Annotated in this window: 16 protein-coding genes; 3 read left to right on the forward strand and 13 right to left on the reverse strand. The window is 63.1% G+C overall.

The window, feature by feature from the left end; genetic code table 11:
- Positions 1–57: 57 nt before the first annotated feature.
- Complete coding sequence (locus tag ACLEJQ_RS23980; RefSeq protein ID WP_440799115.1) at positions 58–819, forward strand: ArsR/SmtB family transcription factor; 762 nt, start codon at positions 58–60, stop codon at positions 817–819.
- Between the two features lie 323 nt (positions 820–1142).
- Here the strand turns inward: ACLEJQ_RS23980 and ACLEJQ_RS23985 are convergent, their stop codons facing one another.
- From ACLEJQ_RS23985 to ACLEJQ_RS24005, 5 genes are all read right to left on the reverse strand, one after another.
- Complete coding sequence (locus ACLEJQ_RS23985) at positions 1143–2162, reverse strand: branched-chain amino acid aminotransferase (RefSeq protein ID WP_440799117.1); 1020 nt, start codon at positions 2160–2162, stop codon at positions 1143–1145.
- Positions 2163–2457: 295 nt separating this feature from the next.
- Positions 2458–3843, reverse strand: a complete 1386-nt coding sequence (gene lpdA, locus ACLEJQ_RS23990; RefSeq protein ID WP_440799119.1) for a dihydrolipoyl dehydrogenase — start codon at positions 3841–3843, stop codon at positions 2458–2460.
- 12 nt (positions 3844–3855) lie between these two features.
- Entirely contained in the window at positions 3856–5121 is a 1266-nt protein-coding gene (locus ACLEJQ_RS23995; RefSeq protein WP_440799121.1) for a dihydrolipoamide acetyltransferase family protein, read from the reverse strand.
- The gene (locus ACLEJQ_RS24000; RefSeq protein WP_440799123.1) at positions 5122–6180 is read right to left on the reverse strand and encodes an alpha-ketoacid dehydrogenase subunit beta; all 1059 of its coding nucleotides are present in this window, start codon (positions 6178–6180) and stop codon (positions 5122–5124) included.
- 1 nt (position 6181) lies between these two features.
- Positions 6182–7417, reverse strand: coding sequence for a 3-methyl-2-oxobutanoate dehydrogenase (2-methylpropanoyl-transferring) subunit alpha (locus tag ACLEJQ_RS24005; protein WP_440799125.1), 1236 nt, complete (start codon positions 7415–7417; stop codon positions 6182–6184).
- Between the two features lie 193 nt (positions 7418–7610).
- Between ACLEJQ_RS24005 and bkdR the strand changes: the two genes are divergently transcribed.
- A complete protein-coding gene (gene bkdR, locus ACLEJQ_RS24010) occupies positions 7611–8099 on the forward strand; it encodes a Bkd operon transcriptional regulator BkdR (RefSeq protein WP_245139237.1) in 489 nt (162 codons plus the stop codon).
- A 143-nt stretch (positions 8100–8242) separates the two neighbouring features.
- Here bkdR and ACLEJQ_RS24015 read toward each other — a convergent pair whose 3' ends face one another.
- Positions 8243–9106, reverse strand: a complete 864-nt coding sequence (locus tag ACLEJQ_RS24015; RefSeq protein ID WP_440799127.1) for an MBL fold metallo-hydrolase — start codon at positions 9104–9106, stop codon at positions 8243–8245.
- Positions 9107–9242: 136 nt separating this feature from the next.
- Between ACLEJQ_RS24015 and ACLEJQ_RS24020 the strand changes: the two genes are divergently transcribed.
- Positions 9243–10043, forward strand: a complete 801-nt coding sequence (locus tag ACLEJQ_RS24020) for a sulfite exporter TauE/SafE family protein (protein ID WP_440799129.1) — start codon at positions 9243–9245, stop codon at positions 10041–10043.
- A gap of 154 nt (positions 10044–10197) precedes the next feature.
- On the opposite strand, the gene ACLEJQ_RS24025 is transcribed toward ACLEJQ_RS24020, so the two are convergent.
- The 7 genes from ACLEJQ_RS24025 to ACLEJQ_RS24055 form a co-directional block, all read right to left on the reverse strand.
- Positions 10198–11067: an aldose 1-epimerase gene (locus ACLEJQ_RS24025; protein WP_440799131.1), complete on the reverse strand. Its 870-nt coding sequence runs from the start codon at positions 11065–11067 to the stop codon at positions 10198–10200.
- Between the two features lie 206 nt (positions 11068–11273).
- Positions 11274–12554 (reverse strand): TRAP transporter large permease, encoded by a 1281-nt coding sequence (locus ACLEJQ_RS24030; protein ID WP_440799133.1) that lies wholly within the window; start codon positions 12552–12554, stop codon positions 11274–11276.
- Positions 12554–13081 (reverse strand): TRAP transporter small permease, encoded by a 528-nt coding sequence (locus ACLEJQ_RS24035; RefSeq protein WP_440799135.1) that lies wholly within the window; start codon positions 13079–13081, stop codon positions 12554–12556. The genes ACLEJQ_RS24030 and ACLEJQ_RS24035 overlap by 1 nt, the downstream gene beginning before the upstream one ends.
- A 75-nt stretch (positions 13082–13156) precedes the next feature.
- Positions 13157–14125, reverse strand: a complete 969-nt coding sequence (locus ACLEJQ_RS24040) for a TRAP transporter substrate-binding protein (RefSeq protein WP_440799137.1) — start codon at positions 14123–14125, stop codon at positions 13157–13159.
- Positions 14126–14181: 56 nt separating this feature from the next.
- The gene (locus ACLEJQ_RS24045; protein WP_440799139.1) at positions 14182–15087 is read right to left on the reverse strand and encodes an SMP-30/gluconolactonase/LRE family protein; all 906 of its coding nucleotides are present in this window, start codon (positions 15085–15087) and stop codon (positions 14182–14184) included.
- A gap of 44 nt (positions 15088–15131) precedes the next feature.
- On the reverse strand, positions 15132–15953 hold the full coding sequence (locus tag ACLEJQ_RS24050) for an NAD-dependent epimerase/dehydratase family protein (RefSeq protein ID WP_440799141.1): 822 nt from the start codon (positions 15951–15953) through the stop codon (positions 15132–15134).
- 282 nt (positions 15954–16235) lie between these two features.
- Positions 16236–16400 (reverse strand): OprD family outer membrane porin (locus ACLEJQ_RS24055; protein WP_440799144.1); only part of this gene is annotated, 165 nt, incomplete at its 5' end.

The raw sequence follows: 16400 nt of genomic DNA on the forward strand, positions 1-16400 counted from the left end.
AGAAAGTATTGCTACGCTCTGCATTCGATGCAGGGCTTGATTCGTCGGGAGCGAACCGTGGACGCAGAACAACATGACCTGGGCGTGTCCCAAGTGGCCGCGGCCATTGCCGAGCCGGCTCGCACCCGGATGCTCTGCTCATTGATGGACGGCCACGCCCGGACCAGTACGGAGCTGGCGAGTATCGCCGAGGTCAGTGCCTCTACCGCCAGCGCCCATCTGGCCAAGCTCAAGGAGTTGGCCCTGGTGCGGCTGCATGTCCAGGGTCGGCATCGCTATTACAGCCTGGCGAGCCCGCAGGTGGCACAGGCGTTGGAAGCCTTGATGGTCATCGGCCAGAACGCCGCGCCGACCTTCACTCCACGCACCCCGGATCGCCTGCAGTTTGCCCGCACCTGCTACGACCACATGGCCGGCACCCTGGCGGTGCGCCTGCATGATCGCATGATCGAAGCGGGGTGGCTGGTGGAGGAAGAAGGGCGGGGCTATCGGCCGAGCGAAGCGGGCGAGGCGTTGTTCGTGAGGCTGGGCATCGACGTGCAGATCCTGGCCGCCCAACGACGCCGGTTCGCCTGCCCATGCCTGGACTGGAGCATGCGCCGACCGCACCTGGGCGGCGCCTTGGGCGCGGCGTTGTTGCAAGTGGCGATCAAGCGTCAATGGGTGCTCCAGGACCTGGACAGCCGGGCGTTGGGCTTGACGGCTGTCGGACGCAAGGAGCTGGCCGCGTGGTTTGGTATAAGCGCAGCCCCTCATACGCCGGTGGCTGCCGCGCTTGCCCGCGACGGCGTCAGTCCATCCAACACCATCGCCAACTGAACTGCCGCCATCGCGAGCGGGCTCGCTCCCACATGATGACTGGTTGGCTGCCGATTCAGTGTTCAGCGCAACTCTGCCGTGGGAGCGAGCCTGCTCGCGATGGCAACCGGTTTTCATGGTGGGGCTTACGGCGGGGGACTCTGACGGCTTGCGCACATTTATGTGGCGAGGGAGCTTGCTCCCGCTGGGCTGCGAAGCAGCCCCAAACCAGGCAATGCGATCATTGCGTTCTATCGTGTTGACCGGGTTGCGACTGCTGCGCAGTCGAGCGGGAGCAAGCTCCCTCGCCACAAAAGCTCCATGGCGCTATAGACGGGCTTGGATCAAACCTTGATGATCCAACCCGCTGGCGCTTCCACATCGCCGGTCTGCACACCGGTCAGCTCCTTGTAGAGCTTCTGGGTGATCGGGCCGACTTCGGTTTCGCTGTGGAAGACGTGCAGCTTGTCCTTGTAGTTGATCCCACCGATTGGCGTGATCACAGCGGCGGTACCGCAGGCGCCGGCTTCCTTGAAGTCCGACAGCTTGTCGATGAACACGTCGCCTTCGACCACTTCCAGGCCCAGGCGCGATTTCGCCAGTTCGATCAGCGACAGGCGGGTGATGCCCGGCAGGACCGAAGGGGAGTTGGGGGTGACGAATTTGTTGTCGTGGGTGATGCCGAAGAAGTTCGCCGAGCCGACTTCTTCGATCTTCGAATGGGTCAGCGGGTCGAGGTAGATGCAATCGGCGAAGCTCGCCTTCTTGGCTTGGGAACCCGGCATCAGGCTGGCGGCGTAGTTGCCACCGACCTTGGCCGCGCCGGTGCCTTGTGGGGCGGCACGGTCGAAGCTGGAGATCAGGAAGTTGTGCGGGGTCAGGCCGCCCTTGAAGTAGGCGCCGACCGGAATGCAGAAGATCGAGAAGATGAACTCGGGCGCGGTGCGCACGCCGATGTTGTCACCCACGCCGATCACGAACGGACGCAGGTACAGCGCGCCGCCGGTGCCGTAGGGCGGGATGAAGCGCTCGTTGGCGCGGACCACTTGCTTGCAGGCCTCGACGAACTGCTCGGTCTCGACGAATGGCATCAGCAGCCGGGCGCAGCTGCGTTGCATGCGGGCGGCGTTCTGGTCCGGGCGGAACAGGTTGATCGAACCGTCCTTGCAACGGTAGGCCTTCAGGCCTTCGAAGCATTGCTGGCCGTAGTGCAGGGCCGTGGAGCCTTCGCTGATGTGCAGCACATTGTCGTCGGTCAGGGTGCCGGCGTCCCAGGCGCCATCGCGCCAGTGCGACAGGTAGCGCTTGTCGGTCTTGATGTAGTCAAAGCCCAGTTTGTCCCAATTGATGCTCTCGTTACCCATGACACCCTCTATTGCTTAACGACCGTCGAAACGGTTCAAGGCTTCTGACGTTTTTGGATGGGGACAACAATACTTCATTCCAGAGGTGTTTCGCAGCCCGCATGACGGGCGCCCGGTGATTTTTCCGGCGCCGCGCACCCGTGGCGAGGGAGCTTGCTCCCGCTCGAGTGCGAAGCACTCGCAATTGCAATCTTTGGGTAGAGCCTGATTGCAGGATTTGGGGCCGCTTCGCGGCCCAGCGGGAGCAAGCTCCCTCGCCACAGAGCAATGCGATCACACATCCAGAGAGATGCAATCACACATGCAACGCATGCCCCAGCGCACGCAACGCCGCTTCCTGCACCGCCTCACCCAGTGTCGGGTGGGCGTGGATGGTGCCGGCGATGTCTTCCAGCCGGGCGCCCATTTCCAGGGACTGGCCGAACGCGGTGGACAGCTCCGAGACGCCGACACCGACCGCCTGCCAACCGACGATCAGGTGGTTGTCCCGGCGCGCCACGACCCGCACGAAACCGCTTTTCGATTCCAGCGTCATCGCCCGGCCATTGGCCGCGAACGGGAAGCTGGACACGATGCAGTCCAGCCCGGCCGCCTTGGCTTCGTCCGGGGTCTTGCCGACCACCACCAGCTCCGGATCGGTGAAGCACACCGCTGCAATGGCCGCAGGGTTGAACTCTCGGTGCTGACCGGCGATCAGCTCGGCGACCATCTCGCCCTGGGCCATGGCCCGGTGGGCAAGCATCGGCTCGCCGCTCAGGTCACCGATGGCCCAGACGTTGCGCATGCTGGTCTGGCAACGATCATCGATTTTCACCGCCGGACCGTTCATCGCCAGGTCCAGCGCTTCGAGGTTCCAGCCCTGGGTATTGGGCTTGCGTCCGACCGCCACCAGCACGCGGTCGGTGTCCAGGTTGAGCGTGTCGCCATTTGGATCGCGCACTTGCAAGGTGCTCGCCTGGGCATCGAAACCTTCGACGCTGTGCTTGAGGTACAGCTTGACGCCCAACTGCTTGAGCGCTTCGTGCACGGGTTGCGTCAGCTCGCCGTCGTAGGCCGGCAGGATCCGCTCCTGGGCTTCGACCACGCTGACCTCGGCGCCGAGCTTGCGATAAGCGATGCCCAGCTCCAGGCCGATATAGCCGCCGCCGACCACCACCAGGTGCTTGGGCACCGAGGTCGGGGCGAGGGCTTCAGTGGACGAAATGATCGGCCCGCCAATCGGCAGCATTGGCAGGTCGACGCTTTTCGAGCCGGTGGCCAGCAGCAAGTGCTCGCACTGGATGCGGGTGTCGCCGACTTCCACGGTCTTGCCGTCGACCACCTTGGCCCAGCCATGGATGACCTGGACCTTGTGTTTCTTCAGCAGCGCCGCGACGCCGGTGGTCAGGCGGTCCACGATGCCGTCCTTCCATTCCACGCTCTTGCCGATGTCCAGGCTTGGCGCCGACACCGTGATGCCCAGGGCCGAGCCCTGGCTGTGGTGCCGGGTCTGATGGAACTGCTCGGCCACATGGATCAAGGCCTTGGACGGAATGCAGCCGATGTTCAGGCAGGTCCCGCCCAGCGCCTGGCCTTCTACCAGGATGGTCGCAATGCCCAGTTGACCGGCGCGAATCGCCGCCACGTAGCCGCCGGGGCCGCCGCCGATGATCAGCAGCGTGGTGTTCAGAGTCTGTTGCATGCCTGCTCCCAATTAGTCGACGAACAAGGTGGCGGGTTGTTCGAGCAAGCCGCGCAGGGCCTGGATGAATTGCGCCGCGTCCATGCCATCGACCACCCGGTGATCGAAGGAGCTGGAGAGGTTCATCATCTTGCGCACGACGATCTGGCCTTTGATCACTACCGGCCGCTCGACGATCTTGTTGACGCCGACGATTGCCACTTCCGGCAGGTTCAGCACCGGTGTGCTGACGATGCCGCCCAGCGCGCCGAGGCTGGTCAGAGTGACGGTCGAGCCGGACAGTTCATCGCGGCTGGCCTTGCCATTACGGGCAGCGGTTGCCAGGCGTGAGATTTCCGCTGCGCTGTCCCACAGGCTACGGGCCTCGGCGTGACGCATCACCGGCACCATCAGGCCGACGTCGCTCTGGGTGGCGACGCCCACATGCACCGCTCCCGAGCGGTGGATGACCTGGGCTTCGTCGTCATAGCGGGCGTTCATCTGCGGGAAGTCGCGCAGGGCCACCACCAGCGCCCGCACCAGGAACGGCAACAGGGTCAGCTTGCCGCGAGAGGCGCCATGTTTTTCATTCAGATGGACCCGCAATTCTTCCAATGCAGTGACGTCGATTTCCTCGACGTAGCTGAAATGCGCGGCGCGCTGGGTCGCTTCCTGCATGCGCTGGGCGATCTTGCGGCGCATGCCGATCACCGGGATCTGCTCTTCGTCGTGGCGTTCGGCGTAGCTTGAGCCGCCCTTGGCCTGGGGCGACGAGCCCTGGGCCAGATAGGCTTCCAGGTCTTCGTGCAACACCCGTCCGGCCGGGCCGGTGCCCTGGACCAGACGCAACTGAATGCCGAGGTCCAAGGCATGCTTGCGTACGGCCGGGGAGGCCAGCGGACGCTCGTCGGGTGCGCGGGCTACCGGCGCTTGCGGGGCTGGCGCCGGACGCGGCGCGGCGGTTTTTTCCACGACCGGTTCAGGCGCGGCCACCGGCGCCGGTTTTGCAGGCTGGGCAGGTGCAGTCGGCTGTGCCGACTCCTTCAGGTTGCCCGCGCCTTCGACTTCAATGCGGATCAGTTCGCTGCCCACCGCCATGACTTCGCCCGGCTCGCCACCCAGGGCGATGACTCGACCGTGGACTGGCGAGGGAATATCCACCATCGCCTTGTCCGTCATGACATCGGCCAGCACCTGGTCCTCGACGACCATGTCGCCGACCTTGACGTGCCACACCGACAGCTCGACTTCCGCGATGCCTTCGCCGATGTCCGGCATCTTGATAACGTGCGTGCCCATTCAGACCTCCATGACCCGTTTCAACGCCGCGCCCACACGGGACGGCCCTGGGAAATACGCCCACTCCTGCGCATGCGGGTAGGGAGTGTCCCAACCAGTGACGCGCTCGATAGGCGCTTCCAGGTGGTGGAAGCAGTGTTCTTGCACCAGCGACACCAGCTCGGCGCCGAAACCGCAGGTGCGGGTGGCTTCGTGGACGATCACGCAGCGGCCGGTCTTTTTCACTGACTTGACGATGGTGTCCAGGTCCAGCGGCCACAGGCTGCGCAGGTCGATGACTTCGGCATCGACGCCGCTTTCCTCGGCCGCGACCTGGGACACATACACAGTGGTGCCGTAGGTGAGGATGGTCACGTCCTTACCGGGACGGGTGATGGCGGCCACGTCCAGCGGCACCGTGTAGTAGCCGTCCGGAACCTGGGCCGACGGGTGCTTGGACCACGGCGTTACCGGGCGGTCGTGGTGGCCGTCGAACGGGCCGTTATACAGGCGCTTGGGTTCGAGGAAGATCACCGGGTCATCGTTCTCGATGGAGGCGATCAGCAGGCCCTTGGCGTCGTAGGGGTTCGATGGCATCACCGTGCGCAGGCCGCAGACCTGGGTGAACATCGCCTCGATACTCTGGCTGTGGGTCTGGCCGCCATAGATCCCGCCGCCGCAGGGCATGCGCAGGGTCATCGGTGCGGTGAACTCGCCGGCCGAGCGATAGCGCAGGCGCGCCGCTTCGGAGATGATCTGGTCCGAGGCCGGGTAGACGTAGTCAGCGAACTGGATCTCGGCCACCGGACGCAAGCCATAGGCGCCCATGCCCACCGCAACGCCGACGATGCCGCTTTCGGAAATCGGTGCGTCGAACACCCGTGAGGTGCCGTATTTGTTCTGCAGGCCTTCGGTGCAGCGGAACACGCCGCCGAAGTAACCCACGTCCTGGCCGAACACCACGACGTTGTCGTCGCGTTCGAGCATCACGTCCATCGCCGAGCGCAGGGCCTGGATCATGGTCATGGTGGTAGTGGTCATGGCGGTGTCCAGCGCAATATTGTTGTTGTGATCGTTCATGTCAGATCCCCAACTGCTGACGCTGGCGCTTCAAGTGCTCCGGCATCTCTTTGTAGACGTCTTCGAACATGGTCGCGGCGCTTGGAATCTGCCCGCCGGCGAGGGTGCCGTACTGCTCGGCTTCCTTCTGCGCGGCGATCACCTCGGCTTCGAGCTCGGCGGTGACGGCGGCATGTTCTTCCTCCGACCACTGGCCGATACGGATCATGTGCTGTTTGAGGCGGGCAATCGGATCGCCCAGCGGGAAGTGGCTCCAGTCATCGGCGGGGCGGTACTTGGACGGATCGTCGGAGGTCGAGTGCGGGCCGGCGCGGTAGGTGACCCATTCGATCAGCGCCGGGCCGAAGTTGCGCCGGGCGCGCTCGGCGGCCCAGCGCGAAGCCGCGTAGACCGCCATGAAGTCGTTGCCATCGACCCGCAGCGAAGCGATGCCGCAGCCGACGCCGCGTCCGGCGAAGGTGGTGGCTTCACCGCCGGCAATGGCCTGGAAGGTCGAGATCGCCCACTGGTTGTTGACCACGTTGAGAATCACCGGCGCCCGGTAGACGTGGGCGAAGGTCAGGGCGGTGTGGAAGTCCGATTCGGCGGTGGCGCCGTCGCCGATCCAGGCCGAGGCGATCTTGGTGTCGCCCTTGATCGCCGAAGCCATGCCCCAGCCCACGCCCTGGATGAATTGCGTGGCCAGGTTGCCGGAAATGGTGAAGAAACCGGCGTCTTTGACCGAGTACATGATCGGCAACTGCCGGCCCTTGAGCGGATCGCGCTCGTTGGACAGCAACTGGCAGATCAGGTCGACCAGCGGGACGTCGCGGGCCATCAGGATGCTTTGCTGGCGGTAGGTGGGAAAGCACATGTCGTCGATGTTCAACGCCAGGGCCTGGGCGCTGCCGATAGCTTCCTCGCCGAGGCTCTGCATGTAGAACGACATCTTCTTCTGCCGCTGGGCGACCACCATGCGGTTGTCGTAGATCCGTGTCTTGAGCATGGCGCGCATGCCTTTGCGCAGGATCTCGACGGGGATGTCATCGGCCCATTCGCCCAGGGCATTGCCTTGGTCGTCGAGCACGCGGATCAGGCTGCGGGCCAGGTCGATGGTGTCGGCCGGTTCTACGTCGACGGGAGGTTTGCGCACCGTACCGGCGTCGCTCAGATGCAGGTAGGAGAAGTCGGTCTTGCAGCCGGGACGGCCGGAGGGTTCCGGGACGTGCAGGCGTAGCGGTTCATACGCTGGGTTCATGGCTTTCTACGCTCGATCTTGTGAATTTCTTGTAGTGGGCGCGCTAGCTGACAAGTCCCCTGGGTAAGTGGGAAATTGTCCTACAACAATCATAGGCTCGGCGTAGAAGAATATTTTTCTCTGTTGGCTTGCTGTTCCGGTTATTTGCAGATAAAAAATCTGCACAACGATAAAAATCAGGAATATCTGTCTCATGCGCAAATTGGATCGCACCGACATCGGCATTCTCAACAGCCTCCAGGAAAATGCCCGCATCACCAACGCCGATCTCGCCCGCTCGGTGAACCTGTCGCCAACACCGTGCTTCAACCGGGTCCGGGCCATGGAGGAATTGGGGGTGATCCGCGAGCAGGTCACCTTGCTCGATGCCGACCTGCTGGGGTTGCACGTGAACGTGTTCATTCACGTCAGCCTGGAGAAACAGGTGGAAGAGGCGTTGCAGCACTTCGAAGAAGCGATCTCCGACCGGCCGGAAGTCATGGAGTGCTACTTGATGGCGGGGGATCCGGACTACCTGATCCGGGTGTTAGTGCCGACGATCCAGTCCCTGGAGCGGTTCATGATGGATTTTTTGACCAAGGTCCCCGGCGTGGCGAACATCCGTTCCAGCTTTGCCCTCAAGCAGGTGCGCTACAAGACGGCGTTGCCGTTACCGGCGAATGGGTTGACGTTGGGCGCTTGAGGTTCACGGATAATCACATTCCCCTGTGGGAGCGAGCTTGCTCGCGATGAGGCAGGCACATCCAACATCAACGCAAATTGACCCACCGCCATCGCGAGCAAGCTCGCTCCCACAGGGTGTCCTGTGGTGAGTTTCTGAGCTTCTTAGAGCTGATTGATCGGAATCTTCAGGTACGTCACACCATTATCTTCAGCCGGCGGCAGATTCCCCGCCCGCACGTTCACCTGCACCGCAGGCAACAACAGCGTCGGCATGCCCAGCGTCGAATCCCGTTGGGTACGCATTGCCACGAACGTGGCTTCGTCGATGCCGTCGCGAACATGGATATTGTGCTGGCGCTGCTCACCCACGCTGCTCATGCACTGGGGCTCGCGATGCTCTGGCGGATAGTCGTGGCATACATAGAGCCGCACGCCAGCGGGGAAGGCCAGCAGCTTGCGGATCGACGCGTAGAGTTGTCGGGCGTCGCCGCCGGGGAAGTCGCAACGGGCCGTGCCGACGTCCGGCATGAACAACGTGTCGCCCACCAGAATCACCTCGCTGTCGATCAGGTAGGCCATGTCCGCCGGGGTGTGGCCGGGTACATGCAGCGCGGTGGCCTTCAGGTTACCAATGCAGAAAGACTCGTCGGCGGCGAACAGGTGATCGAACTGTGAGCCATCCACGGCGAACTGCGGCTCAAGGTTGAACAACGCCTTGAAGACCCGCTGGACCTGATCGATGGCCTGGCCGATGGCGATCTTGCCGCCCAAGGCGCGACGCAGATACGGCGCGGCGGACAAGTGGTCGGCGTGGGCGTGGGTCTCCAACAGCCATTGCACGGTCAACCGGTGTTCGGCAACGAACGCGATGATGCGGTCGGCCTGGGTGGTGCTGCTGCGCCCCGAGGCCGGGTCGTAGTCGAGCACCGGGTCGACCACCGCACATTGTCCTCCATCCTGTTCGTAGACGACGTAGGTGTAGGTCTTGGAGGAGGGGTCGAGAAAGCTTTGAATCTGCGCGGGCATGCCAACGAACCTGTGCGGGAGGAACCGGTTGCACCCTGGCGGGTTACAACATATGGTCCGCAGCTTAGTGAGGGCCAAGGCGTCCTGCAAATGCGATCGCACCTGCCAACAGGTGTGCGTGGCTTGAGAGAACCTTATGTTGCTGGCGAGTCTTTTTGGTGTGGTCATGGGCCTGATCCTTGGCCTGACGGGGGCGGGCGGCGGGATTTTGGCCGTGCCGGCACTGGTGCTGGGCCTGGGCTGGAGCATGACCCAGGCCGCGCCGGTGGCATTGTTCGCGGTAGGCAGTGCGGCGGCGGTGGGCGCTATCGACGGACTGCGCCATGGCCTGGTGCGTTACCGCGCGGCGTTGCTGATCGCGCTGCTCGGCGCGGTGTTTTCGCCGCTGGGCATTTATGCGGCCCATCAGCTTTCGGAAAAGATCCTGATGATCCTGTTCAGCCTGCTGATGGTACTGGTGGCGGCGCGCATGCTGCGCCGCGAACCCAAGCAGCCGGGGCCCAGCGACCACGGTGCCGCCAGTTGGGGGCAGAAAAACTGCATGCTCGACCACAAGACCGGGCGCCTGGCCTGGACCCCGCGCTGTACCGCGACCCTGTCGGCACTGGGCGCGGTGACCGGCCTGGTTTCGGGGCTGCTGGGCGTGGGCGGCGGCTTCCTGATCGTGCCGGCCTTCAAGCAACTGACGGATGTGCAGATGCGCGGGATCGTCGCCACGTCGTTGATGGTCATCAGCCTGATTTCAGTGATCGGCGTGGTGGGCGCGTTTCATGCCGGGGTGAGCATCGACCGGGTGGGAGCAGTGTTCATCGCGGCGAGCATTGTCGGGATGGTTTTGGGCCGGCGATTATCCGCCAGAGTCCCGGCCCGTGCGTTGCAGGTGGGGTTTGCCGGGGTGTGCCTGGTGGTGGCGGTGTTCATGGTGGTGCGGGCGTAATTCCAGTCGGACGCAATCGTTGTGGCGAGGGAGCTTGCTCCCGCTCGGCTGCGAAGCAGACGCCGTGGATCAAAACCGTATGGGCCTGCTTCGCAGTCCAGCGGGAGCAAGCTCCCTCGCCACGGGGGGCCTTGCCTGGTCCGGAGACTGGGTGCTACAGCAACCGACACTGCATGGAGAACCCCAACGCCACCGACTGGCCTTGCTCCAGCAGGCGCAACCCCGGTCGCCCTGGCAGGTGGTGGGCGTTGACCGGATGGCTGACCGGTTCGATGCAGAAAAAGTCCAGGCCCACGGGGCAGTACAGCAGGAAATAATCGCTGCCGCTGGCCCGGCATTCCAGTTCGTAACCCAGGTCCGGTTGCTGGATCACGCACTGGCCGTCCCAACCGCCAAAGCCATTGTCGACCAGGCTGTCCGGCAGCAATCGCAATTGCTGGAAATCCCATTGCGGCGGAACGTCCACCCGCTCGGTCGGCAACTTCGTGGCATCGCACAGCCACACCTCGCTGGCGCGGGTTTGCAGGCACGTGCCGGCGGTGCGCGGGAAGTACGGATGCAAACCGAGCCCATGCCACGCCGCCTGTTCGGCGATGTGAGTGACGAGCATTGCGACTTGCAACTGGCCCCCGTTCAAGCGGATCCGCAGGCTGGCGCAGTACGCGAAGGGGAGTCGGCTGTCGAGTTGCAACAGCACTTCCCGGGCGCTCTGCTCGGTCACCTGCCACGGCTGTTGCCAGGCGCTGCCGTGGATCGGGAACGGATCGTTGGCACTGTTGGCTTCCAGGGCCAGCCAGCCCGACGGGCAATCGAAACCGCCCTGGGCGATCCGGTTCGACCAGGGGATCAACGGGAAACAACCGAGCTTGCCGGGCAGGCCGTTCTCCACGGCCTGCGGTGCCGGCGGGCGTAGCAGCGGCGCACCGTTGCTGCGCAGGGTCCATTCGACGAAGCTGGCGCCCAAGTGAGGGGCGAGGGTGAGACGGGTCAGTTCGTCTTCGAGGTGCAGAAGAGGTGGGGTCATGGAGCCTTGTCTGCCGGAGTCAAATAGTTAGGACGGTCTTGTGCAAATGCGTTTGTGGCGAGGGAGCTTGCTCCCGCTCGGCTGCGCAGCAGACGCCCTGATTGAAGACCGTAGGGGCCTACTGCGCAGTCCAGCGGGAGCAAGCTCCCTCGCCACAGAAGCTACAAAACACAAAGCCATGCAAGGGGTTTGCGAATGACCGAGGGTTACAACACCAAATGCGGCAACCACAGCGACAGGGCCGGCACATAGGTGACGAGCAGCAGCACCAGGAACAGCACCGCGTAGAACGGCAGCAGCGCCTTGACGGTGCTTTCGATGCTGACCTTGCCCACCGCCGAGCCGACGAACAGCACCGCGCCCACGGGCGGCGTTATCAGACCGATCCCCAGGTTGACCAGCATGATCATGCCGAACTGCACCGGATCCACGCCGATGCCCATGATCACCGGCATCAGGATCGGCGTCAGGATCAGGATCAACGGCGCCATGTCCATCACGGTGCCCAGCAGCAGCAACATCACGTTGATGCACATCAGGATCACGTAGCGGTTGTCCGACAGGGTCAGGAACATCGTGGTGATCTTCGCCGGGATCTGCATCAGCGTCATGATGTAGCCGAAACTGGCGGCGAAGCCGATCAGGATCATCACAATGGAGATGGTGCGAACCGTGCGGTGCATCAGCTTCGGCAGTTCATGCCACTTGTAGTCGCGGTAGATGAACATGGTCACGAAGAACGACCACAGCACCGCGATGGCCGCCGATTCGGTGGCGGTGAAGATGCCCGACAGGATCCCGCCGAGGATGATCACCATCGCCATCAGGCCCCACAGGGCTTCGCCGACGATCTTCAGCGCTTCGCGCATCGGGATGACGTCGCCCTTTGGATAGTCGCGCTTCTTCGCGAAGATCAGACACAGCACCATCAGGCACGCGCTCATCAGCAGGCCCGGGACGATGCCCGCCATGAACAGCGAGGCAATCGAAACCGTGCCACCGGCGGCCAGGGAGTAGAGCACCGAGTTATGGCTTGGCGGGGTCAGCAACGCTTGCACCGAACCGCTGACGGTCACGGCGGTGGAGAATTCCCGTGGATAACCCTTGCGCTCCATTTCCGGAATCAGCACCGAACCCACCGAAGCGGTGTCGGCCACGGAAGAGCCGGAGATTGCGCCGAAGAAGGTCGAGGCCACGATGTTGACCAGCGACAGGCCACCGCGCACGAAACCCACCAGCACCCCGGCACACGCCACCAGCCGGCGGGACATGCCGCCCTCGGCCATGATCGCGCCGGCCAGCACGAAGAACGGGATCGCCAGCAGCGAGAATTTGTTTACGCCGCCCGCGACCTGGATCATCACGGCCTGGAACGGGATGTCGATCCACCACGCACCGATCAGCGCGGCGGCGCCGAGGGCGTAGGCGACCGGCATGCCGATCAGGATCAATACGATAAAACTGCCCAGCAGAATCAGAGCGTCCATTAAGCGGCACCTTCGTTTTCTTCGACCAGGTCGAACTGCACGACCCGACGCTTGCTCTGGTCACCGAGCAGGAGTTTTTCCAGGACAAAAATCAGCGTCAGCAGGCCGCCCACGGGAATCGGCAGATAAGTGACGCCCACGCGCAGATCGGGCAGGGCGCTCATGAACTGGTTCCAGGTCGACATGCACAGCTTGGCGCCCCAGATGGTCATGAAAATGCAGATCATCGCCATCAACAGCTGAGAGAAGATCGACGCGACGGCCTTCAGGTGCGGCGGCATCCGGTCGGTCAGCATCGCCACGGCCATGTGCGCACCGGCGCGGTAGCTGGCTGCCGCGCCAATGAAGGTGAACACCATCATCAACAGAATCGCGGTGGGCTCGGGCCAGCTCGAGCCGGAACCCAGTACGTAGCGGGCGAACACGCCCCAGGGAATCATCAGGGAAATCGCCAGGACGGCAAGGCCGGCGACCCAGATGCAGGTCATGTAGATCTTATCGTTGATACGCAGCAGCAGATTCTTCATCGGGTTCCACCGTGAACCGGGCGCGCCTTGGGCATCAGGCGCGCCGGGCCTTTTCAGGAGTACAGAGCGAGGGCGTTACTGGACGGCTTCGATTTTCTTGATCAGGTCGGCATAAGGTGCGCCGTATTTGGCCCGTACTTCTGCGGTGGCGTCGTAGAAAGGCTTCTTGTCGACGGTGATGAACTCGACACCGGCGGCCTTGAGTTTCTCTTCACTGGCGGCCGACTTCTTGTCCCACAGCGCGCGCTCATCGAGCTGGGCGGCCTTGGCGGCTTTCCTCACCATCTCCTGTTGGGCCGGGGTGAGTTTTTCCCAGGTGATTTTCGACATCACGATCGGTTCGGGCAGGATCAGGTGACCGGTCAGGCTGTAGAACTTGGCGTTCTGGTAGTGGTTGTGTTCGAGCATGGTCGGCGGGTTGTTTTCCGCGCCGTCGATCACGCCGGTCTGCAGGGCGCTGAAGATCTCGCCGGTGTCCATGGCGATGCCGTTGCCGCCCATGGCGTTGATGGTCTCGATGAACATCGGGTTGCCCTGCACACGGATCTTCATGCCCTTGAGGTCTTCGAGCTTGCGCACCGGTTTCTTGGTATAGAGGTTGCGCGTGCCGCCGTCCATCCAGGCCAGGGCCACCAGGCCGAACTCAGAGTTGGTGATGCGATCGAGGATCTCATCGCCGACAGGACCATCGATCACGTTACGCATGTGCTGCGTGTCCCGGAAAATGAACGGCATGTTGAACACGTTCACGTCCGGCACCACCGGGCCGACGATGCCGAGGCTGACGCGGGTCATCTGGATGGCGCCGACCTGGGCCTGCTCGACGACTTCCTTTTCCGAACCCAGCACACCGCCAGGGAAATACTTGAAAGTCAGTTCGCCGTTGGTTTCCTTGGTCAGGGCCTTGCCCATGTTTTCCTCGGCGACCACGGTGGGGTAACCGGCGGGGTGGATGTCGGCGAACTTGATTTCCAGGGCGTGCGCCGCCTGGGCCAGGAAGGCCAGGGGCAGGGCTGCGATCAGAAGCGTGCGTTTGAAATTCATGGTCAATCTCCAGTCTTGTTTTTTTTATGGGTCATCCAGTGAAGCGGCATTGCTGATCAGTTCGCGGAGTGCTTCGGTCCTCCAAACGCGGGTTCGGCGAGGCCCTTGACCCCGGGATTGAGGGCGAAAACGCCACCGGCCAGCGATTGCGGATCGGTGTCGTCGCCGGGGCGAATCGAGGTGACGAACAACGTGTCCAGGCCACTGCCGCCAAAGGCGCACATCGTTGGCTTCTTCACCGGCACCGTCAGCGAACGATCGAGCCTGCCTTCCGGGGTGAAGCGGTGGATGAGCCCGGCATCGTTGGCGCAGATCCAGTAGCAACCCTCGGCATCGACCGCCGCGCCATCCGGGCGCCCGGCCAGGGGCAGCATGTCGACGAACAACCGGCGATTGCTCGGGGTGCCGCTGTCGATGTCGTAATCGAAAGCCCAGATCTGTTGCACCAATGGATGGGAATCAGAGAGGTACATGGTCCGCCCGTCTGGGCTGAAGCCCAGGCCGTTGGGCACGATGAAGCCGCTCAACTGCGCTTGCACCGGGCCGCGTTGCCCGGCCTCGAAGCGGTACATCCGGCCCTCGTCGGCGTTGGCACCCATGTTCAGCACCATGCTGCCGGCCCAGAAACGTCCCTGGCGGTCGCAGCGGCCATCGTTGAGGCGCATGTCGCTGCGGCTGTGCTCGACACCGGCGCAGAGCTCGCTGTCCAGGCTACCGTCATCGTTGGGGTGCAGGCGAAAGAAACCGCTTTCCATGCCGGCGATCCAGCCACCGTCCTGGTGCCGCGCAATGCAGGCGAGCATCTCGGGTGCTTCCCAGCCCTTGAGCTGGCCGGTGCCGGCGTTCCAGCACTGCAGGCCGCCGCTGGGAATGTCCACCCAGTACAGGGCGTTTTCCTCGGGGACCCAGACCGGGCTCTCCCCGACGGCGTTACGTGCATCGACAATCAATTCGGCTTGCATGGCGATTCCTTGGTTCGTTTCGTGTCCCATGAGTGACAGGCGAATCAGTCGTCGAACGGGCCGGCGGCCACGAAGGCACCGCCCTGGTAGATCCGGGCCGGGTCATCGGCGGCCGGCATCGGTTGCGCTTCGACCTTGGCGCGGAAAATCTCGGAGGTGTCCTTGGGTTGGTAACCCAGGTGTGCGGCGTGGCTGTTGTCCCACCAGACGTCGCGGTTGGCAGAAACGCCGTAGACGATGGTGTGACCGACGTTCGGGGTATAGAGCGAGCATTCGATCAGCTGGGTCAGGTCGTCGAAGCTCAGCCAGGTGCTCATCATCCGACGGTTCTGCGGCTCGGGGAATGAAGAGCCGATGCGGATGCTTACGGTCTCGATGCCGTAGCGGTCGAAGTAGAAACTTGCCACGTCTTCGCCATAGGACTTGGACAGGCCGTAGTAGCCATCCGGACGACGCGGGGAGAGGGCATCGAGGGTTTCGTCCTGCTTGTAGAAGCCGATGACGTGGTTGGAGCTGGCGAAGATCACTCGCTTGACGCCGTGTTTGCGGGCCGCTTCATAAATATGGAACACGCCGCTGATGTTGGCCCCCAGAATCTCCTCGAACGGTCGTTCAACCGAGACGCCGCCAAAATGCAGGATCGCGTCGACGCCTTCCACCAGTTGATGCACGGCCTGTTTATCGGACAGGTCGCAAAGCACCACCTCTTCGCTTTCATCGATGGCCGGGGCCATGGTGACGATGTCCGACAGGCGAATGTGGCGGGCGAAAGGCTTGAGGCGCTCGCGCAGGACTTTGCCGAGGCCGCCGGCGGCACCGGTCAGCAGCAGGCGATTGAGGGGATGGCGGATCGGTGTCGTGGTCATGAAATTACCTGAGCAAACGGTGAGAGGTATCTGTTGTTATAGGTTGTCGTACGACCGTGGCGAAATATCCTTATCCTTACGCTACCTTGTCAACGTTTCATCGACGAAGCGCTCTGGGCCGGCGTCCTGCCGTTATGGTGTCGATGCCATGGTCAACCGCTCTTGTGGCGAGGGAGCTTGCTCCCGCTCGGCTGCGAAGCAGACGCCCTGCTTCCTGTCCAGCAACCGTATAGTCCTGCTTCGCAGTCCAGCGGGAGCAAGCTCCCTCGCCACATTGACTGCTTACAACAACGAAATCGGATAGCTGATGAAAATCCGGTTCTCATCGAATTCGTTGGTGCTGAAATCCCGGCGCATTGTCGAATTCCGCCATTTCACATTGAGACTTTTCAACGCGCCGCTCTGCACGGTGTACGCCAGCTCGGTTTCACGCCCCCATTCCTTACC

It is taken from the genome of Pseudomonas sp. SMV71 (assembly GCF_052042015.1).
In the GTDB taxonomy this organism is placed as follows: Bacteria; Pseudomonadota; Gammaproteobacteria; order Pseudomonadales; family Pseudomonadaceae; genus Aquipseudomonas.